The following is a 19,925-nucleotide window of genomic DNA, read 5'->3' on the forward strand; positions in this document are numbered from 1 at the left end:
GGGCCCTACGCCCCCTGCTTGCGCAGCTCCCGTCGACCGGAGATGCCGAGCTTGCCGTAGCTCGACTGCAGGTGGTTGTCGACCGTTCGGGCAGACAGGAAGAGCGCGGTGGCGATCTCCTGACTTGTGAGCCCCTCTGACGCGAGTTCGACGATCTCGCGCTCGCGTTTGGTGAGCACGTCTTCGACCTGAGCGCGCTGCAGCACCGGCGTGTGCGCCCCGACGCAGTTCGTGGCCAGGGCTGTGGAGCGGTGGAACAGGGCGAGCGAGGCCTGATTGTTGCCGGCGGAGCGGGCGGCGGCGCCGGCCTGGGCGAACGCCTCGGCGGCGAAGAGCTCGGCCCCGAGGCGGAGCCACTCCTCCGCCGCCTCGGCGAGGGCATCCGACGAGTTGCGGGCCAGGGCGCGGGCGTAGCGCGCTCGCGTGTGGAACAGCGTGCTGTCACCCCGCGCGGCCAACGCCTCGAGTCGTGGCGCCGCGGCATCCGCCCCGCCGATGCGCGCGACGTGGTGCAGAACGGCCGAGGCGAGATAGAGGGTGCCGCTCGATTCGTAGTGGTCGGCCAGGCGGCTGAGCGAGCGGATCGCCGCCTTCTCGTCGCCGCGGGCCGCGAGGATGAGACCCCGCGCGACCTGTGCGTGCAGATTGCCCTCGGAGCTGCTGTCGACCAGAGTGCGGAGTATCGAGTCGGCCTCGTCGAGGCGGCCGGCGTACACCAGGGCCACGGCCAGGCTGCCCCGGCTCACGCGCAGCAGATTGCGCGGGCCGAGCGCCTCGGCGCCGCCGACCGCGTCGCTGATCCAGCGGATGGCGGAGTCGATCTGCCCCAGCTCGAGCAGGGCGTGCCCGAGCAGGAGCTCGGCGTAGCGGGTCGAGATCTCGTCGTCGTGCTGGATCGACTCGTACAGCGCCCCGATCGCGTACTCGTGGGCGAGGGTTCCCGAGCCGGCCACGATGGTGGCGGATGCCGCCGTGAACAGCGCGAAGGCGCGGTCGAGACCCGACGGGATGGCGGCGAGGATCGCATCGACCTCGCGCTGCGAATCGGTGAGGCGGCCGACGGCTGCGAGCGGCATGGCCGCAGCCATCGCGAGCTGCACCCGCTGGGCCGGGTCGTGTGCGGGCACGCCGAGATGCGGCTCCACGATGGCGAGCGCGTCGCCCGCGCGTTCGATGGTGAAGAGGATCATCGCCCGGCGGAGCGCCAGCATGTCGGCGAAGGCCGGAAGCTGCGACTCGGCCTGCTGCAGCAGACTCATGGCCTCGTCGGTTCCCCCGGGCCGGTCGTGGCGGATCAGCGCGCGCGTCATGACGATCTGGGCGGTCAACAGCTCGTTCGTCGGGGTCTCCGCGTCGACCACGGCGGCCCGCTCGGCGGTGCTGAACGCCTGCTCCGCCTGGCCCATGCGCCTCTGCGCGTCGGCAAGGATGAGATAGGGCGCCGCCCCCGCGTATCCGGCGGCGATCGCTGCGCGCGACAGCGTCGCCGCCTGCGCATGGTCATGCGTGAGCTGGGCGAGGCGCGCGCCGTCGGCCAGCAGCTCGGGCTCCGACGGATGCCCGGCGCCGAGTCGCCAGACGGCGACCCGCAGGGCGTCTTCGGGGCCGTGCGAGGCGAGTTCGGCGATGTCGGCCTGCTCGAGCAGGATGTCTTCGACGCGCAGCAGAGACAACGATGCCTTCGTGAGCAGCTCGTACTGCGGCAGGGCGAGAGCCGCCACCAGAACGCCTCGCTCGTCGCGCACGACGATCAGGCCGTCGGCCTCGAGCCCGCGCAGCGCGTCGCGGGCGCCGGGCATGGTGAGCTCGCTAACGGGAAGAACGACGCACACCGCGAGCCTCTCGACCACATCGCGCTGCACCGCGGTCAGCCCCGCGAGGCGTTGCCCGATCAGCTGCTGGAGGGCATCGGTGCCCACGGCTTCGCCGAGCAGTTGCCAGACGCCCCCGACGACGACGAGCGACGAGGCGGCGACCGCCCCGCGCGTCAGCTCTCGCAGAACGAGCGGGTTGCCGCCGGCGGCACGGGCCAACGATTCGACGGAGCGGCGGGCCACCGGTCCGCCGACGAGGTCGGAGATGATCGTGCCGCAGTCGTCGGCCGACAGGGGTGCGAGATCGACCCGACGCGCCGTGTCCTGGCTCCACATCTGCAGCAGCGCATCCGGAACCGGCGCGCCCTCGCCGACCGTCGCCAGCAGTTTGGCGACGCCCGAATCGACCAGCTGGCTCACCACCGAGACCGACAACGCGTCCATCGACGAGATGTCGTCGATCACCAGCAGGATGCGGCCGGACCCCGTGAGCGAGCGTAGGCGTGCCGTCGCGAAGTTGAGAAGGGCGATCGGGTCGCCCGATACGGCGAGGAAGTTGGCGTTCTGGCCCGCGAACAGCGGCGCCAGGCCGCCGAGCGGGAGGCTCGACAGGCTGGAGCGGGCCGCGAGCCTCACCGTGGACCAGGCCTGGCCGTCGAGCGCTCTGGCGATCTCTGCGGCGAGGCTGGTCTTGCCCACACCGGATGGACCGTGCACCGTGACGGCCCGGAGCTCGGTGGCGGCCAGGGCGGCGACGACGGAGTCGACGAGCGCGTCGCGACCCCGCAGCTGCAGTCCCTCCATCTTTCCCCCGAACCCCGCACAGTGACGTCCGTCGACCACACGACGGCTCCGTTCGAACACAGTGTAGGGCTTGCCGTCCACGACGGGAATAGACCGGCGCAGCGCTGCTACTTACCCGCGGCAGGGCGGGCTCGATCACGAGCTGAGTAATCGGTACCCATGCCGCAGGAGCGCCGGGTCGGCAGAGTCGGTCGAGTCGCAATCACGACTCCACACTCCCTCTCGTAGAAAGCAGTTCTCGACATGTCCACCTCCCGCTCTCGGCTGCGTCCCCCGTCGCTCGCCGTCGTCGCGCTGGCCGCGACGCTCGCTCTCCTCGTTCCCGGTGCGCTCGTCGCCCATGCCGACGATCTCGAGACCCCGTCCGACGCGGCCGCCGTCGCCGTCGCATCCGGCGAGCCCGGGGGCGACCTCGTCGAGGCGGCGGAGCCCGCCGAGGTCACGGACCCGGTCGAGGCTGGGGCGCCGGTCGAGGCTGCTGAGCCCGCCAAGCCCGCCGAGCCCGCAGGCATCGCCGAGCCCGTAGACATCGCTGACCCCGCTGACGAGGTCGTCGACGAGGGGCCGGCGGAACCGGCCACCGAGCTGATCGACGAGGCGATCGACGAGCCGGCCGGTGAGCCCGTCGTGCCGCCGGTCGCAGAGAACGACCCTGCCTCGGCAGACGAGCAGGCACCCGCGGCTGCCCTGTCGCTGGTGGCGGAGAACCTGCCCGTCGTGACGCAGGACGACTACTACGTCATCGCGCCCGGAGCGACGCTCGCCATCGGGGCGCCGGGCATCCTGGGCAATGACAGCGACCCCGAGGACGATCCGTTCGTCGCGCAGCAGGGCAGCTTCACCACCTGGCTCGGCAACACCGGCTACATCGGCCCGAACGGGGAGTTCGGCTTCACGGCGGCCGCCGGTTTCACAGGCACCGACACCATCACCTACTTCACGCAGGACGCCGGCCACGGCGGAACAGAGGGAACCATCTACGTCACCGTGCAGGAACAGGTCGACCCCACCGAGAACCACTGGGTGAGCCCTGCCGACGACTACTACACGACGCCCAAGAACGAGACGCTGGTCATCCCATCGCACCTGGGCGTTCTTGCCAACGACATCGATGACGACGGCGATGTCATCACCACGCAGGCCAAGATCGGGATGCCGACCAACGAGGGCGGTTCGGTGTGGATCGACGCCGACGGTTCGTTCGGCTACACGCCGCCGATGGGCTTCACGGGGACCGACTGGTTCTCCTACATCGCCTACGACACCTTCGGCGGAGCCAGCTGGGCGTCCGTTCAGATCGGCGTCACCGGCACGGGGACAGTTCCCGGGGGTCCGAATCTGCCCCCGGTGGCCGGTGAGGACCACTATGTGATCGCCGACGGACACACCCTCGTCGTCGATGCCGCGCACGGCCTGCTGCTGAACGACAGCGACCCCGACGGGGGCTACGTGACCCTGCTGCCCGAAACCACGACGACGCAGATCGGGGTGTCGGTCGACGTCGCCGCCGACGGGAGCTTCGCCTACACTCCCAAACCCGGCACCTGGGGCGACGACTACTTCTCCTACACGATCACCGACGAGGCGGGTCTGACAACGTTGGGATTCGCCTCGTTCGAGGTGGCCCCGTTCGTTCCGGTGGAGGAGCCGCCGACGACCGACCCCGGCACCGTCGTGCCGATCGTCGGCGGCGGCACCGGTCCGTCGCTGCCATCGCCGCCGTCTCCCGAGGATCCCGCGCCGACCACGATCGCGACCGGATCCGCGACGTCGACCCGCGACGAGAACGACGACACCGGCCTTGCCTCGACGGGCTTCGGAACCACGGCTCCGTTGGCCGGAGGCCTGGGGCTGCTTCTGCTGGGCGCCGTCGGACTCGTGCTGGCCGTCAGGCGCCGCGCGGGCCGTTCCTGAGACCGCGCCGCGACGGCCCACCCCACACGACAGGAGATGACAGACATGTTCGGAAAGCATTGGCAGAGAGCCGAGGGCATCGTGCTCGCCCGTGACGTCGCATCCGTGACCGACGGATCGATCACCTACCGCTACATCGTGGAAGTGCGGGCCGACGGCCTCGAGCCGTTCCGCGCCATCGCGAAGCCGCCCATCATCGCGGTCGACTTCTGGCCACCCGACGTCGGACAGGCGGTCGGCGTGCTGTTCGACGCGAGGTCGCACAGGGTGCGCTTCGATCGGCACGACACGCGGCTGAGCGCTCGTGCCCACGACCGCGACAGGCGCCTGCGGTTCGACGCCACCCTGCGGGAGCATCCGCGCTCTCGACGCGCGACCGACGCCGACCGCCTCGAGCTACTCAGCTTCTGACGCCCATTACTCAATTCGAGGATTCCCCTCTGCCCGCGCTGCGAGCCCGCCCATAGGCTCACGAGCATCGGGCGAGGGGAAGCCCGATCACCTCTCACCGAGACCCAGGAGAACCATGTCCAAGACACTCATCACCCGTGCCGCCGCGATCGCCGCCGCAACGGCGATCGCCGCCACCGGCATCCTGATAGCCGCGCCGGCCAACGCCGCCGGCGAATCCATCGTGCTGGCGAACGACAGCATCCACTTCACCGAGAACGACTGGGGCGCCGGAATCTCGCTCACGGGAACCGGCTTCGGCGTGGCCGACGGAGGCGTCGCCCAGGTCGACGTGGGAACTCTCGACGGCCCCGTCTTCACGGCGTGGAACAGCACCCCGCTCGACACTCCTGTCGAGTCGGGCGGAACCGTCGCGGTGACCGGCTGGGTTCCCGACGCGCTGCCGCAGCTGCCGGCATCCGGCCTCACGCCCGCCGTGCGGGTGAGCTACGAACTCTGCGAGGGCACGAGCTGCGAGTTCTCGGACACGACGTACGTCTACGCGAACCTCGTGATCGACCCGTTCGTGCCAGGCGACCCAGGCATCACCATCACTCCCGGCTGCAACACCGTCGAGCAGATCCAGACAGACGGGTACTCCATCGTGGTCACGGGCCTCGACCAGTTCGAATCGGTCGGCGACTACGTCACCGGGCCCGATGGTGAGCAGTTCGGCGACAGCGCTCAGTTGCAGGCCGATGTCACGGGAACCGCGACCGGCGACTTCACGTTGAGTGGCGACATCCAGCTCGGCATCTACACCGAGCACGTCGTGCGATTCGGGGGTGATGCGGTCGATTTCGTCTCCGGCACCTTCGAGGTGGGAACCTGCGTGGCCCCGACGCCGACCCCGACCCCGGCTGCCGTTGTTCCCGCCGCACCGCAGCTGGCCGAGACCGGCACCTCCGACGCAGGCCTGCTCACCGGCGGAGCGCTGACGCTGCTCGTGGCCGGGGCCGTGCTGGCCCTCGCTCGTCGACGCTCGCGATCGGCTTAGCGCAGACAGTCAAGTCCCTACCGGACATCCGGGTGGAGGCGTAGTGTCCATGACACAACAGTCCATCTCCACGTCGTCTCCCCCGGACCCGGGATGCGCCGCACCAGGCCCTGGAAGGCCCGGCCGCCGCACGTTCCACCGAGGGAAGTCCCATGCAGATCGTTCAGGCCCGAATAGACGGGCAGACTTTCGTGGTCGCCGGCGGCGAGGATCTCGACGACGTCAAGGGACGCATCCTCGAGGCGGCGCGTGCTGGGGCCGGCTTCGTCGACATCGAATCGGTGGATGGCCGCCGGTTCTCGGTCCTGGTCACTCCGGCGATTCCCGTTCGCTTCGAGATCTTCGAGATCGACGACGACGGCATCACCGACCTGGGGCAGACGTTCTCGTCGTTCGACCTCGCCGACCAGTTCGAGCTCTTCGACTACGCCGACGTCGAGTCCTGAGAGACCGCCGCGGCCTCCCGGGCGAGGAGGGCGCGCTTCACGGGGATGCCCCAGGCGAATCCGGCGAGACCGCCGGCCGTGTTGACCACGCGGTGGCAGGGAACGAAGAGCGCGGGCGCGTTGCGGGCGCAGGCGCTCGCCGCGGCCCGCACGGCCCGGGCGTTGCCGGAGCGGGCAGCGAGCTCGGTGTAGGTGATGGGCGCGCCGGGAGCGATACGGCGGAGCTCCGTCCACGAGACGGTCTGCAGCGGCGTTCCGAATTGCCGCACGGCGACGGCGTCGATCGCCCGCACGTCGCCCGAGTAGAAGGCGTCGACCGCGTGACCGTTGCGGGATCGCCCGGTCCGCGCATCCGGCCGGTTCTTCGGAGCGAGGCGTGCGAGCAGCGCCTCGGCCGAGTCCGTCCAGCCCGATGAGAGCACCCGACCCTCGTCGTCTTCGAGGATCATGAACGGTCCATCGGGGGTGTCGATGGTGTCGATGATGGCTGTCGTGGTCATGGGGTCTCCTCAGGAGTAGGGGCGGGAACAGGGGTCGGGGCGGACGCCGGAGTGCCGGCTGCCGCACGCCAGAGGTGCATGCTCAGGTAGCTGCGCCACGGCGCGAAGGCGGCGGATTCGGCGACGAGCGCGGCGTCGGATTGCGCGAAGCCGAGCGCGCGCGCACCCGATCTGATCGCGACATCGCGACGCACGAACACATCGGGGTGTCCGAGCACGCGCATCGCCACATAGTCCGCCGTCCACGGCCCGATGCCGCGGATCGCGGTGAGTCTGGCCGTCGCGTCGTCGCGGGTGTCGGAGAGGTCGATCGCGAGCGACCCGTCGGCGAGTGCCGCTGCGACCCGTCGCACGGTGTCGGTTCGGGCTGCGGGTCCGCGGAGGACCTCGTGCGCGTGCTCGGCGATCGCGGCCGGGGTGGGGAAGAGGCGGGCCGCGTCCGGGCCGCTGTCGTCGCGAGCATGCGCGATCGAGAGCGGCAGCGGCTCGCCGAGCGCATCCACAAGCCTCGACAACTGCGTGCGTGCGGCCGCGACCGTGATCTGCTGGCCGATCAGCGCGCGCATGAGCATCTCGCCGGCATCGAGAGCGCCGGGCACCCGGATGCCGGGCACTCGCGCGACCTGCGCCGCGAGACGTCCGTCGTGCGAGAGCGTCGCATCCACAGCCTGCGGATCCGCGTCGAGGTCGAGCAGTCGCCGAACGCGACCGAGGAGGGCGGGCAGGTCTGCGAGGTTCTCGAAGCGCACGACGGCGTCTATGCGAGGGCGCCCGGGGGCCCGGTCGGGCGCGCTGAGGTCGACGTGTGCAGAGCCCCGCGGGAGCCGCACCGTGCGGGCGTAACGGCGCGCGCCGACGGACTCCATCGTCGGAACCGCACGCGGGGCGAACCAGCCGAAGAGGCCCTCGACGTCGAGCGGTTCGCGGTAGGGGAGGGCGAGGTGGATCGTTCCGGCGGCGTCGGCCGTTCCCGGCGCCGAGACCTGATGCGACCGGGAGCGCAGGGCCGACGGGGTGAGATCGAACACCTCGTTCACGGTGTCGTTGAATTGGCGGATGCTGGAGAAGCCCGATGCGAATGCCACGTCGGCCATCGGCATCGTCGTGCCCGTGATCAACGCGCGGGCGTTCTGCGCCCGGTGGGCACGGGCGAGCGCGATGGGCCCGGCGCCGAGCTCGGCCACGAGGATGCGGTTGAGCTGTCGCGTGGAGTACCCGATGCGCCGCGAGAGTCCGGCGACGCCGTCGCGCTCCACCACTCCGTCGGCGATGAGGCGCATGGCCCGGGCTGCGATGTCCTCACGCAGATTCCATTCGGGGCTGCCGGGCGTCGCCTCCGGCAGGCAGCGCTTGCACGCCCGATAGCCCGCGAGGTGGGCGGCCGCGCTCGTGGCGTAGAAGGTGACGTTCGACTGTTTCGGCGTGCGGGCGGGGCAGCTCGGCCGGCAGTAGATGCCGGTGGTGCGCACGGCGGTCACGAAGCGGCCGTCGAATCGCGCGTCTCGCGACTCGATCACGCGATACCGCTCTCCGAAGTCCATGCCTCAACCCTGCCGCATGGCCGAGGCGCTCGCTAGCGGAAATCGGACACGGCGGTGGACGCTCCCTATCCGCGCCCGTTCGGCGCATCCGCTGCCACTCGACTGACGGCGGATGCGCCTGGCGGGCGCGGATGCGTCTGTCAGTTCAGCGGCTGCGTTCCCTCGGGCAGGTGGCCGCCGGCAAGCAGCTCGCGGGCGGATGCCTGCAGTGCGGTGAGCGCGACGCGCTGGGTCCACGGTCCGTACGAGATGCGCGCCACGCCCAGCTGCTCGAGTCGGGCGGGGGTCAGCGAGCCGGGCACGTTGATGACGCTCACGCGGTGCTCGCCGATGCCCTCGACCAGGCGGATGACCGTCTGCTCGTCGAGCAGGCCGGGAACGAAGATGCAGGCGGCACCCGCGTCGAGGTAGGCGCGGCCGCGCTCGATGGCGTCGGCGATCACGTCGTCGAGCGGGCGATCCCCGGCCTTGACGAACGCGTCGGTGCGGGCATTGAGAACGAAGCCCACCTCCTCCTTCTCTGCGGCCCGGGTCACCTCGGCGACGTTCTCCACCGACTCGATGAGCGGCTTCATCTGGTCTTCGAGGTTCGCGCCCACGATTCCCACGCCGATGGCCCGGCGAACGGTCTCGCCCGGGTCGCCGTATCCGGCCTCGAGGTCTGCCGAGACCGGCAGGTCGGTCGAGGCCGCGATGCGGCCGACCATGTCGAGCATCAGCTCGAGCGGGATGTTCTCGCCGTCGTCGTACCCGAAGGTCGCGGCGATGCTGTGGCTGGCCGTGGCCAGGGCGGTGGCGCCGGGGAGGTCGGCGACCACCCGGGCGCTCGCCACGTCCCAGACGTTGACGACCTGGAGGATCGCGCGCTGCTCGTGGAGGTGAAGAAGCTGATGAGCCTTGTCTTTGGTGTTCATGCCGCGAGCCTAGGACGAAAACCCTGTGGATAACTCTGTGGAAACTATCCCGCTATCATGCCGACGTGCTCGGGGCATTCCGGCGCTGCGGCCGCCGCGCAGTCGGCGCAGACCACGAGCTGGGTGCGACACGACACCTCGTGGCAGTTCTGCATGCGGTTCGTGGATGCGCCGCAGCGGTGGCACTGGCCGATCACGGCGGCGTCGGGTGTGAAGTCGATCGAGACGCGGTTGTCGAAGACGTAGAGCGACCCGTCCCACAGGCCGGAGTCGCCGAAGGTCTCGCCGTAGCGCACGATTCCGCCGTCGAGCTGGTAGACCTCGCCGAAGCCCCGCGATGTCATGAGACTCGACAGTACTTCGCACCGGATTCCGCCTGTGCAGTAGGTAACTACTGGCTTTCCCTTGAGATGGTCGTAGACGCCAGAGTCGAGAACGGCCGCGAATTCGCGGGTGTTCGACACATCGGGCACCACCGCCCCCGCGAATCTGCCGATCTCGGCCTCGAAGGAGTTGCGGCCGTCGAAGAACACGACGTCGTCGCCCTTCTCGGCCACGAGTTCGTGCAGTTGGGCGGGGGTGAGCCTGGTTCCGCCGCCGAGGACGCCGGCCTCGTCGACGCGCAGTTCATCGGGAGCGCCGAAACTCACGATCTCGTCGCGCACCTTCACCACGAGCCGCGGAAAGTCGAGACTGACCCCGTGCGGAGCCTGTGGATAACTCTGTGAGGAATCGAGGCCCGATCCTTCGCTCCATTTGACGTCGAGCTGCTTGAATGCCGGGTAGTCCCGCGTTTTGCGCAGGTACTTCTTCACGGCGTCGAGCTCGCCGCCGACGGTTCCATTGATGCCGTGCTTCGAGATGAGGATGCGCCCGCGCAGCCCGAGCGACTCGCAGAGGTCGCGCTGCCACAGTCGAATGGCGTCGGGGTCGGCGAGCGGGGTGAACGCGTAATAGAGGACGACCTTCGAGACTGCCACCCGCCGATTTTACGCGGCTGCGGATCTCGATGGCTCTTCGAGAGTTTTGTGCCCGAATGCCTTCATTCTGCGCCGGCCGCGTCGCACAAATGGAGGCATTGGGGCACAGTCGTGCAGAACGCGTCCCGACAGGAGTAATAAAGCTGTCAGTTGTCGTAACAATCGCTGGATGCGGCGGGGGACTCCCTAGGCTTGAGAGGCAGCCCCTTTGCTCGTCGACGAGCTCCCTCGTTCAGATTAAGGATTCGCCATGCCCAGCATCTACAACGACATCACCGAGGTCTTCGGAAACACTCCGCTGGTTCGCCTCAACCGCGTCACCGAGGGGCTCGGGGCCACCGTGCTCGCCAAGCTCGAGTTCTACAACCCGTCGGCGAGCGTCAAAGACCGTCTCGGCGTTGCGATCGTCGATGCGGCCGAGGCATCGGGCGAGCTGCCGCCTGGCGGAACCATCGTCGAGGGCACCTCGGGCAACACCGGCATCGCGCTCGCCATGGTCGGCGCCGCCCGACGCTACAAGGTGATCCTCACCATGCCCGAGTCCATGTCGAAGGAGCGCCGGACCCTGCTCCGCGCCTATGGCGCCGAGCTCGTGCTCACCCCCGGCCCGGAGGGCATGCGCGGGGCCGTCGAGAAGGCGGCCGAGATCGTCGCCAACACCCCCGGTGCCGTGCTGGCCAAGCAATTCGCCAACGCGGCCAACCCGGCCATCCATCGCGCCACCACGGGCCCTGAGATCTGGAACGCCACCGACGGCGCCGTCGACATCTTCGTCGCCGGCATCGGGACCGGTGGAACCATCACGGGCGCCGGCAACTACCTCAAGGAGCAGAAGCCCGGGCTGCAGGTCGTAGCCGTCGAGCCGGCCGAGTCGCCGATCCTCAACGGGGGAGCCCCCGGCCCGCACAAGATCCAGGGAATCGGCGCCAACTTCGTGCCCGAGATCCTCGACCGCGAGGTCTACGACGAGGTCATCGACGTGAACATCACGCAGTCGGTCTCGATGGCCCGCCGCCTGGCCGCAGAAGAGGGAATCCTCGCCGGCATCTCGTCGGGCGCGACCGTCACCGCCGCCCTCGAGCTCGCCGGCCGCCCCGAGAACGCGGGCAAGACCATCGTGGTCGTCGTCGCCAGCTACGGTGAGCGCTACCTGTCGACGGTTCTGTACGAAGACCTGCAGGACTGACCGCGTGCCGAGGGGCGCGTCCGGGGCTTTCGCGCGCGCCCGGGAGGACATCGCGACCGCCCGCAGGCGTGATCCCGCGTCTCGCTCGAGACTCGAGGTGCTGCTGAGCTACTCCGGGCTTCATGCGGTGTGGGGCTATCGCCTCGCCCACAGGCTCTGGATGCGCGGTCTGCGTCTGCCCGCACGGCTCGTCTCTCAGTACGTGCGATTTCTGACCGGTGTCGAGATCCACCCCGGCGCGCGCATCGGGCGCCGCTTCTTCATCGACCACGGCATGGGCGTGGTCATCGGAGAGACGGCCGAGATCGGCGACGACGTGATGCTGTATCACGGGGTCACGCTCGGCGGGCGCAGCACGGCGCGCGAGAAGCGGCATCCGACCCTCGGCAACGACGTGACCGTCGGAGCGGGCGCCGTGCTGCTCGGCGACGTGGTGATCGGGGCGCACTCCGTGGTGGGCGCGCAGGCCGTGGTGGTCAACGACGCGCCCGCCTACTCGGTGATCACGGGCATCCCGGCCGTCGCGAGGAGGCGCGCGCACGCCGCGGAGCCGACGGCCGAGGCGTTCTACACCGACCCGGCGATCTACATCTGACGCCGAGCCGCGCGTCTAGCTGAGGCGCACGCCGCGAAGAACGCGACAGCCAGCGCCCCGCTGTGACGCGACCCGATAAGGCTTTCATCGGAGCCCGTCGATGCGCACGCTCGAATCTCGAAACCCCCGAGGGTGGCCCAGATATTTTCTCTGAGTTCTTCCCCGAGCACTGGGAGAAGGACTATTACTCATGTATGGAAGATGCAGAGGTGCTCTGCGACGTTTGCGTACGAACCTTGGCGCTGGATTGCTTGCAAGCGATTCAGTCGTCGGGTGGGCTCGAAGATTAATTCGGCCGCGCACGCCAGCGCGACCGGGTTCCGCATCATGGGGTGCTGGATATGTGGCGAACCGATTAGTGATGACCTATTCGGGAGGGTGGCCGAGGTGCCCGAGATCCTCTGTGCCTACGACCAGTGCTGGACAGGGCACCGAGATCCCCGAGAGGCATCAAGCGCACCAGATCTGCTCGACTCGCCCCGGCCCATCGTGCCGAGATCATCTACCGATCAGAATGTCGAGTGCAGCCAGATGGACCTAATGAGACATATGGCACATTAATCGTCGTCATCGACTGAGAGTTGTCGCAGAAAACGTGCCCCGTGGTGCTGTTCTCAGGTTGCTCAGAAACTGCTCCGAGGGATTGACGCGATCGTGTCAGCGCGGCGTGAGGTTAAAGTTCATTTACCTCGAGGGAAAGTGTTTCAAATGAACTAAGCACGTTCGCATTGCCCTCGGCTCGAAACGAACGATCGTCTCGCCCGATAGCAGTGATGTGCACGACGCCGCTCGGCACCAAGAAAGGCCAGGAGAACCTTCCTTGTCTATCTGAATAAACTGCCATCTCGGGGAACCCATATCCCGCCACCGTTGCACGTATGAGACAAATCGGACCGGGGGTGCCCTCGTGAGTGACTATGCGACCGCTCAATACGGCGCCTTGGTGTCGTTGCTCACCCATCGCTAGTAGATAATTCCTTCGATTGTTTCTTGTAGCGCGCTCGTCACTTTCACTCCGGCGTTGCTTCCAGGAAATCGTGTGTTATCTGTGCCCAAAGTATGAATTCCAATGACTTCATTTTGAAGCATATGGTCCGAGCTGTAGTACAAGACGGGTGCGCCACTTTGTCCAGCGTATGTATCGGCGGTGTGAGCAAACCGCGGTTCGATTGGGTCAACGAGGAAAATTGTGCCCGGGGCGCCCCAAGCGGTGCCTTCAGGCTTGTCGCCAGGATATCCTTCAACGTAAATGTCATTCCCCGGTTGAAATGTGTAGAGATCGTTCCCGACGAGGCGCGCACCATTGACGGCGCTGGCATTGCAGGTCAACTTCATCAGCCCCCAGTCGGCGCTCGGGTCTCCCGAATCTAGATAATTTGCGCCAGCCCATGTCTGCGTGACGCCGCACCTGACCGGGTTCCCAGTGTTCGTATTTGTGTAGCCAATCCAGGCGGAGAAAGACGGGAACCACTCCCCATACGTATAGCTGTAGAGGCAGTGAGCTGCAGTCAGGACGTAATTATTCGGGAGTAAGGCTCCTGAACAGGTTCCGAAAAGGCCTCCGTCGTAGTTGTACGTCTCGATCCATGCAAGTTTTTTGGCTCCGTTTCCTGACAACAGCACCCGATTGTCGGACCCTATAACGGTCCGTGCGGCGGGCGTCCCGGATGAGGTTGCTCTGTCTTCGTAGAGTGCTGCGATCTCGTCAAGATGCGGTTCGTCTGCCCACCAATCGGTTCCCTCTACACCGAGGTCTTCGACCTGTCCCGTCCCCTCTAGATTTTGTTCTGCCGATTCTTGACTAGCAGCGGAAACCCCGCGTGCATTTTCCGCCGTCATCGTTTCTCCGGTATTGGAAACTGCTACTACCTCATCAGGCGGCACGGATCTTGACGGAGCCGATAGTCGTTCAGTATCAAGTGAGGACGCCGTAACGGGGGTCGCAAAAAGCAACGATCCGAGAATTGCGGGCAATGCGGCTGCAGTCAATACGCGCTTTTTCTTCATAGCTCTCCCTTGTCTGGCCATGCGAGCCACAGACGTTTGGCCATCCGACCCCTGTTGACCGAACGCCCCCCACTCGGGGGTGATACAAGAATGAGCGTTGAGGTCGCTCGTGTCGAGGATGCTTTGGTACTTGGTGTACCAAATACCATCATGAGGTTTAGCCACTAAGTATGGATGCGGCCGACTGCTGCCAGCTGGTCCTGACGATTGGGCGCTGGGGAGTTTGGTCTTCCGGCGTGGATCCGGACTCACTGACCATGGACGAGATCAAAACTGCTCGGCGACGTGGTGATCGGCGCGCACTCCGTGGTGGGCGCGCAGGCCGTGGTGGTCAACGACGCGCCCGCCTACTCGGTGATCACGGGCATCCCGGCCGTCGCGAGGAGGCGCGCGCACGCCGCGGAGCCGACGGCCGAGGCGTTCTACACCGACCCGGCGATCTACATCTGACGCCGAGCCGTTCCCTGCCCCTATCGAGACCCGCTAGCTCTTGTTGCCGGTGAGGGCGAGTCCGCCGCCGAGTCCGATCATCAGAACTCCGCCGGTCGCGCCGAGCCTCGACATGCGACGGGGGTTGGTGGCGAACCAGGTTCGAGCCTGGCCCGCGGTGAGCGCGTAGATGCTGTCGAAGGTCATGGCGAAGACGAGGAAGACCAGGCCCAGCTCGGCCAACTGCAGCGGCAGCGAACCCGCACCCCGATCGACGAACTGGGGAAGGATCGCGACGAAGAACACGATCGACTTGGGGTTCGAGACACCCACGATCACGGCCTCGCCGTAGACCCGCCGCAGCGTGCGCGGCGTGGGGCGGGAGGCGACATCCGACACGTCGTTGCGGTGCCGGATCGCCTGAACGCCCAGGTAGACGAGGTACGCGGCCCCCGCGAACTTGATGATCGTGAAGGCCACGATGCTCGAGGCCACGAGCGCGCCGATGCCGGCGGCGACCGCGGCCACCTGCAGGGCCATGCCGCTCGCGTTGCCGACCACGCTGAGCAGGCCGGCCGCGCGGCCGAGCGAGAGGGAGCGTCCGATGATGAAGAGAACGCTCGGCCCGGGAAGCGCGGCGAGCGCGAGGGCGGCCAGCGCGAACGCGGCGAGGTTGTCGAGAGGCACCATGAGCCGATGCTAGCGGCGTCTCGACGGGCTCGGCGAACGGACTCCCGTTCCCTGAGCCTGTCGAAGGGCCGGCTCGACGATCAGATTCCTAAGCGGCGAGGTTCTTCTTCAGGAACGCGACCGCCTGCGTCTCGTCTTCGATTCCGCCGCCCTCGTGCCCGTTGAACGCCCACTCGGTGATCTCCTTCGGGCCGCCGTACGCGTTGAACGCGGCGTAGACCGTGGAAGCCGGGCACGTGGCATCCATCAGCGCGACCGAGAAATGCGCCGGCGCCGTCGCACGACGCGCGTGGAACACGGCGTCGAAGCTGCCGAGCACCTCGTAGACGGATGCCGCCTGGTCGCGATGGATCCGCATGTAGTCGACGATCTCGTGGTACGGATACGAGTCGGTGATCAGCGTGGCCCGACCGAAGTCGCAGAGGAACGGCACGAACGCCACCACCGCGGCGAGATCGTCGCGCAGCCCGGCCACGGCCAGCGCGAGACCGCCGCCCTGGCTTCCGCCGGCCACCGCGATGCGCGAGGCATCGACCTGGGGCAGCTGCTTCGCCGCGTCGACGGCGCGCACCGCATCGACGAACAGTCGGCGGTAGTAGTAGTCGTCGCGGTTCTGGATGCCCTTGGTCATGACCCCGGGAATCTGCGGGCCGCCCGTGCCGGCATCCGGTGTGTCGCCCGTGCTCCACGACGCGCCCTGGCCGCGCGTGTCCATGTGCAGATGTGCGAAGCCGGATGCGACCCAGGTCAGCGACTCCTCGGCCTTTCCACGCCCACCGCCGTAGCCGACATAGGTGACGACGGTCGGCAGCGGCTCTGTCGCCCCGGAGGGAACACGGAGCCACGCCTTCACGTCGGTTCCGTCGGCCCCTCGGAACGTCACGTCGAAGACGTCGACGATGCTGAGCACACTCTCGACGCGCTCGATGCGAACGTCGAGGGGAGCCTCGGCCGCTGCGGCCAGGGTCGCCTGCCAGTACGCATCGAAGTCGGCGGGCTCATCGCCCGCGATCTCGTGGCGGCGAACGGCGTCGAGGTCGGATTCGATCAGCATGGAACTCCTTTGTGCGAGTGACGACTGCGTCGAACTTTACTGATCCACGCGCTGATCGAGTAGTTCGGCCCCACCTTCTGCGGCATACAGTCGAATAATGACGACTGAGGTTTTCCGCGCGGCCCGCGACCAGCTGGTCGCGCTGCGCGACGACTACGACACCGCCCGCCGAGACTTCGTGTGGCCGGATGTCGGCACCCGCTTCAACTGGGCCATCGACTGGTTCGACGAGATCGCCAGGGGCAACGACGCCGAAGCCCTGGTGATCGTCGAGGAGGACGGGCGCCGCACCACCCGCACCTTCGACGAGCTGGCCACCCGCTCCGATCGGCTCGGCCACTGGCTCAGCGCCCGGGGCGTCGCGAAGGGCGACACCGTGATGCTCATGCTGGGAAATCAGGTGGAGCTCTGGGAGGCGATGCTCGCCATCATGAAGCTCGGCGCCGTCATCCTGCCGACGACCACGGCGATGGGCCCGGCCGATCTCATCGACCGCGTCGAGCGCGGCGCGGTGCGTCACGTGATCGTGGATGCCGCCGACGCCGCCAAGTTCGATGCCGTGCCGGGGGAGTACACGCGCATCCGGGTGGGCGGAGCGGCGGACGCGCCAGCGGCATCCGATTGGCTGACCTTCGACGACGCGTTCGCGGGCGACCCGACCGACCCGACCGACCTGAAGCAGGGCCCCCTGCCGCACCCCGGCAACGCGTCGAGCGACACCCTGCTCCTGTACTTCACCTCGGGCACGACGAGCCGCCCGAAGCTGGTCGAGCACAGCCATGTGTCGTACCCGGTGGGGCACCTGTCGACCATGTACTGGCTCGGGTTGCGACCGGGCGACGTGCACCTGGCGATCAGTTCGCCGGGCTGGGCGAAGCACGCGTGGAGCTGCTTCTTCGCGCCGTGGATCGCCGAGGCCACGATCTTCGTCTACAACTACGCGCGCTTCGATGCGGTGGCGCTTCTCGACCGCATCCGCGACGAGAAGGTCACCTCGTTCTGCGCGCCGCCCACGGTGTGGCGCATGCTCATCCAGACCGATCTGAGCGCCGGCGCGGGAGACCTGCGGGAGGCGATCTCGGCGGGCGAGCCCTTGAACCCCGAGGTGATCTCTCGCGTGCGAGAGCACTGGGGCCTCACCATTCGCGACGGCTACGGCCAGACCGAGATGACGGCCGTCGTGGCCAACACCCCCGGCTCCGACATCAAAGACGGATCGATGGGCAGGCCTCTTCCGGGCTGCCCGATCGTGCTCGTCGACCCCGTGACAGGCCTCGAGGCGAACGAGGGCGAGATCTGCGTCGATGTGCGCTCGCGGCCGGTGAACCTCATGACGGGCTACGTGGGCGACCGCGCGAAGAACGCCGAGAGCGAGCACGACGGCTACTTCCACACGGGCGACGTGGCCACGCGCGACGCCGCCGGGTATCTCACCTACGTGGGCCGAACCGACGACGTGTTCAAGGCATCCGACTACAAGATCAGCCCGTTCGAGCTCGAGAGCGTGCTCATCGAGCACCCGGCCGTGGTCGAGGCGGCCATCGTGCCGGCTCCGGATGCCGTGCGGCTCGCCGTTCCGAAGGCCTACGTCGTGCTCGCGGCCGGCTTCGAGCCGACGGATGCGACGGCGAAGGAGATTCTGCGATTCGCGCGCGAGCGGCTGGCCCCGTTCCAGCGGGTGCGCCGCATCGAGTTCTTCGAGCTGCCGAAGACGATCTCGGGCAAGATCCGCCGGGTCGAGCTGCGCGAGCGCGAGGAGCGGGTTGCGGAGGGCGTCGTCGTCGCGATGGAGTGGCGCGACGACCAGTTCCCCGAGCTGAAGGCCGTGGGCAACACGGGCGGGGCGGCCTCGTGACAGTTGGTGCTGCCGACGACGTTCTCTTCGAGGTTCGTGGTCGGCTCGCGCACATCACGCTCAATCGGCCGCGGGCGATCAACGCGTTGACGCACGAGATGGTCATCGCGATCGGAGAGACTCTCGACGAGTGGGCCCTCGACGAGTCGATCAGCACCGTTCTGCTCACGGGTAACGGCACCCGCGGTCTCTGCGCGGGCGGAGACGTGACCCAGCTGCACTCTCGCGTTGCAGGCGACGACGTGGCGGCGGCCGTCGGCTTTCTGCGCGACGAGTACCGGGTCGACAACCTGATCGCCCGCTACCCGAAGCCGTTCGTCGCCATCATGAACGGATTCGTGCTGGGCGGCGGCATCGGTCTCTCGGGCCACGCCTCTCACCGGGTTGTCACCGACGACTCGGCGCTCGGCATGCCCGAGGTCAGCATCGGACTCACACCGGATGTCGGCGGCAGCTGGCTACTGAGTCGCGCTCCCCGAGAGCTGGGCACCTACCTCGCCCTCACCGCGCGCACCGCCTCGGCCGCCGACGCGATCGAACTGGGACTCGCGGACGCATTCGTGCCCCTCGACCTTCTTCCCTCCTTCGTCGCGTCGCTCGAAGAGCTGCCCGCCGACGAGGCCGTGGCCGCCCTGCGCGCCGAGCCGCCGCGGGGCGCCCGCGCATCCGGCGATCTGATGTCTGACGCGTCGTGGATCGAGCCGGCCTTCGCGCACGACACCGTCGGCGAGATTCTGGATGCCCTGGCGGCGACACCCGAGTCGGCGGCGGCGGAGACCGCTGAGCTCATCAGAACGAAGTCGCCGACGGCGGTGGCGGTGACTCTCGAGTCGCTGCGTCGCGCTCGCGAGCTGCCCACCCTCGAGGCCTGCTTCGACCAGGAGCTCCGGATCATGGCGAACGCCCTGGCGCACCCCGACTTCCGCGAGGGAGTGCGCGCGCAGGTCATCGACAAGGACCGCACCCCGCGGTGGGCGCCGGCGGCCTTCGACGAGGTGTCGCCCTCGGTCGTCGCGTCGTTCTTCGAGGCGACGGATGCCGGGGGAGACCCGTTTCCGCAGGCTGCGGCCGCGACATGATCGGGTACCAGAGGCCCGCGCTGCCGGAGACGACGTACCTCGACGAGACGGGTGCGCCGATCCCCTACGGTTCACGGTGGCGAGGTGAGGGACCCCCGGAAGGCGCCTACTCGCGCACGGGGGATCTCGATCGATTCTCGCCGCTTCACACCGTTGCCGGCGCGCTCATCGACTGGCTCATCGCGACGTTCGATGTCACGGTCGACCGCGATGAGACGGTCGCAGCCGATGTCGGCTGGCACATCGACGACGTCGAGTCGGCTGTTCGGATCACACCCCGCGATGCCCTCGCCGCCCCGCTGACCTTCATTCTCACGCCGTTCCCTGGCGTCGCGCTTCACCTCGGTGCGCTGTTCGACGCGGCCTTTCCCGTCTGTGGCTGCGACGCGTGCGACGACGATGTGCTGTGGCTCGTCGACCAACTCGAGTGGATGGTGAGGACCGTCGTTGCTGGCGGATTCTCCGAGCTGCTCGACGCCGAGGCGGAGGGGTCGTTCGAATACACGCTGGAGAACGACACCGGGATGCAGTCCGGCCGCCGGAGCATCGGCGATCTGGCCACCGAGCGGGTGGAGGCGGCGCGTCGGATCCTGCCACCGTCCGGCCGATGGGGCGCGTGGCACCGTCGCGAGGTCTAGCGGCTGTCGGACGCGATGCCTACACTGCGGCT

General features: G+C 68.0%; 18 protein-coding genes. 10 read left to right on the forward strand and 8 right to left on the reverse strand.

Annotated elements, in window-relative coordinates:
- Window positions 1-5: 5 nt before the first annotated feature.
- Window positions 6-2,657 carry a helix-turn-helix transcriptional regulator gene (locus QCD70_RS06270; RefSeq protein ID WP_301214292.1) on the reverse strand — a complete coding sequence of 884 codons (2,652 nt, stop codon included), beginning with the start codon at window positions 2,655-2,657 and terminating at the stop codon, window positions 6-8.
- A 204-nt stretch (window positions 2,658-2,861) separates the two neighbouring features.
- Between QCD70_RS06270 and QCD70_RS06275 the strand changes: the two genes are divergently transcribed.
- The 4 genes from QCD70_RS06275 (at window position 2,862) to QCD70_RS06290 (ending at window position 6,425) form a co-directional block, all read left to right on the forward strand.
- Window positions 2,862-4,532: an Ig-like domain-containing protein gene (locus tag QCD70_RS06275; protein WP_301214293.1), complete on the forward strand. Its 1,671-nt coding sequence runs from the start codon at window positions 2,862-2,864 to the stop codon at window positions 4,530-4,532.
- A 45-nt stretch (window positions 4,533-4,577) separates the two neighbouring features.
- Complete coding sequence (locus QCD70_RS06280) at window positions 4,578-4,943, forward strand: hypothetical protein (RefSeq protein WP_301214294.1); 366 nt, start codon at window positions 4,578-4,580, stop codon at window positions 4,941-4,943.
- A gap of 115 nt (window positions 4,944-5,058) precedes the next feature.
- Window positions 5,059-5,979, forward strand: coding sequence for an LPXTG cell wall anchor domain-containing protein (locus QCD70_RS06285; RefSeq protein WP_301214295.1), 921 nt, complete (start codon window positions 5,059-5,061; stop codon window positions 5,977-5,979).
- 152 nt (window positions 5,980-6,131) lie between these two features.
- Window positions 6,132-6,425, forward strand: a complete 294-nt coding sequence (locus tag QCD70_RS06290; RefSeq protein WP_301214296.1) for a hypothetical protein — start codon at window positions 6,132-6,134, stop codon at window positions 6,423-6,425.
- Here QCD70_RS06290 and QCD70_RS06295 read toward each other — a convergent pair.
- The 4 genes from QCD70_RS06295 to trhO all read right to left on the reverse strand — a co-directional run bounded on the left by QCD70_RS06295 (window position 6,404) and on the right by trhO (window position 10,360).
- Window positions 6,404-6,925: a methylated-DNA--[protein]-cysteine S-methyltransferase gene (locus tag QCD70_RS06295; RefSeq protein ID WP_301214297.1), complete on the reverse strand. Its 522-nt coding sequence runs from the start codon at window positions 6,923-6,925 to the stop codon at window positions 6,404-6,406. The genes QCD70_RS06290 and QCD70_RS06295 overlap by 22 nt on opposite strands.
- Window positions 6,922-8,466 carry an AlkA N-terminal domain-containing protein gene (locus tag QCD70_RS06300; protein WP_301214298.1) on the reverse strand — a complete coding sequence of 515 codons (1,545 nt, stop codon included), beginning with the start codon at window positions 8,464-8,466 and terminating at the stop codon, window positions 6,922-6,924. Before QCD70_RS06300 ends, QCD70_RS06295 begins: the two co-directional genes overlap by 4 nt.
- Window positions 8,467-8,606: 140 nt before the next feature.
- A complete protein-coding gene (locus tag QCD70_RS06305) occupies window positions 8,607-9,380 on the reverse strand; it encodes an isocitrate lyase/PEP mutase family protein (protein ID WP_301214299.1) in 774 nt (257 codons plus the stop codon).
- Window positions 9,381-9,424: 44 nt separating this feature from the next.
- Window positions 9,425-10,360 carry an oxygen-dependent tRNA uridine(34) hydroxylase TrhO gene (gene trhO, locus QCD70_RS06310; RefSeq protein WP_301214300.1) on the reverse strand — a complete coding sequence of 312 codons (936 nt, stop codon included), beginning with the start codon at window positions 10,358-10,360 and terminating at the stop codon, window positions 9,425-9,427.
- Window positions 10,361-10,610: 250 nt separating this feature from the next.
- Here trhO and cysK point away from each other — a divergent pair, with 250 nt between their 5' ends.
- Both cysK and epsC read left to right on the forward strand, forming a co-directional pair.
- On the forward strand, window positions 10,611-11,546 hold the full coding sequence (gene cysK / locus QCD70_RS06315; protein WP_301214301.1) for a cysteine synthase A: 936 nt from the start codon (window positions 10,611-10,613) through the stop codon (window positions 11,544-11,546).
- Window positions 11,547-11,550: 4 nt separating this feature from the next.
- Window positions 11,551-12,141 carry a serine O-acetyltransferase EpsC gene (gene epsC, locus QCD70_RS06320; protein ID WP_301214302.1) on the forward strand — a complete coding sequence of 197 codons (591 nt, stop codon included), beginning with the start codon at window positions 11,551-11,553 and terminating at the stop codon, window positions 12,139-12,141.
- Between the two features lie 963 nt (window positions 12,142-13,104).
- On the opposite strand, the gene QCD70_RS06325 is transcribed toward epsC, so the two are convergent.
- Window positions 13,105-14,148: a trypsin-like serine peptidase gene (locus tag QCD70_RS06325; protein ID WP_301214303.1), complete on the reverse strand. Its 1,044-nt coding sequence runs from the start codon at window positions 14,146-14,148 to the stop codon at window positions 13,105-13,107.
- A 285-nt stretch (window positions 14,149-14,433) separates the two neighbouring features.
- Here QCD70_RS06325 and QCD70_RS06330 point away from each other — a divergent pair, with 285 nt between their 5' ends.
- On the forward strand, window positions 14,434-14,598 hold the full coding sequence (locus QCD70_RS06330) for a hypothetical protein (protein WP_301214304.1): 165 nt from the start codon (window positions 14,434-14,436) through the stop codon (window positions 14,596-14,598).
- Between the two features lie 33 nt (window positions 14,599-14,631).
- Here QCD70_RS06330 and QCD70_RS06335 read toward each other — a convergent pair whose 3' ends face one another.
- Complete coding sequence (locus QCD70_RS06335) at window positions 14,632-15,267, reverse strand: LysE family translocator (RefSeq protein WP_301214305.1); 636 nt, start codon at window positions 15,265-15,267, stop codon at window positions 14,632-14,634.
- Between the two features lie 88 nt (window positions 15,268-15,355).
- On the reverse strand, window positions 15,356-16,321 hold the full coding sequence (locus QCD70_RS06340; RefSeq protein WP_301214306.1) for an acetylxylan esterase: 966 nt from the start codon (window positions 16,319-16,321) through the stop codon (window positions 15,356-15,358).
- Between the two features lie 97 nt (window positions 16,322-16,418).
- On the opposite strand from QCD70_RS06340, the gene QCD70_RS06345 reads away from it, so the two are divergent.
- Genes QCD70_RS06345 through QCD70_RS06355 form a run of 3 tightly spaced genes read left to right on the forward strand, consistent with a single transcriptional unit; the run spans window position 16,419 to window position 19,893 of the window.
- Complete coding sequence (locus QCD70_RS06345) at window positions 16,419-18,176, forward strand: AMP-binding protein (RefSeq protein WP_301214307.1); 1,758 nt, start codon at window positions 16,419-16,421, stop codon at window positions 18,174-18,176.
- Window positions 18,173-19,255: an enoyl-CoA hydratase/isomerase family protein gene (locus QCD70_RS06350; protein ID WP_301214308.1), complete on the forward strand. Its 1,083-nt coding sequence runs from the start codon at window positions 18,173-18,175 to the stop codon at window positions 19,253-19,255. The genes QCD70_RS06345 and QCD70_RS06350 overlap by 4 nt, the downstream gene beginning before the upstream one ends.
- Window positions 19,252-19,893 carry a DUF6226 family protein gene (locus tag QCD70_RS06355; RefSeq protein ID WP_301214309.1) on the forward strand — a complete coding sequence of 214 codons (642 nt, stop codon included), beginning with the start codon at window positions 19,252-19,254 and terminating at the stop codon, window positions 19,891-19,893. The genes QCD70_RS06350 and QCD70_RS06355 overlap by 4 nt, the downstream gene beginning before the upstream one ends.
- Window positions 19,894-19,925: the final 32 nt, after the last annotated feature.

The organism is Agreia sp. PsM10 (assembly GCF_030433855.1).
Lineage (GTDB): Bacteria > Actinomycetota > Actinomycetes > Actinomycetales > Microbacteriaceae > Agreia.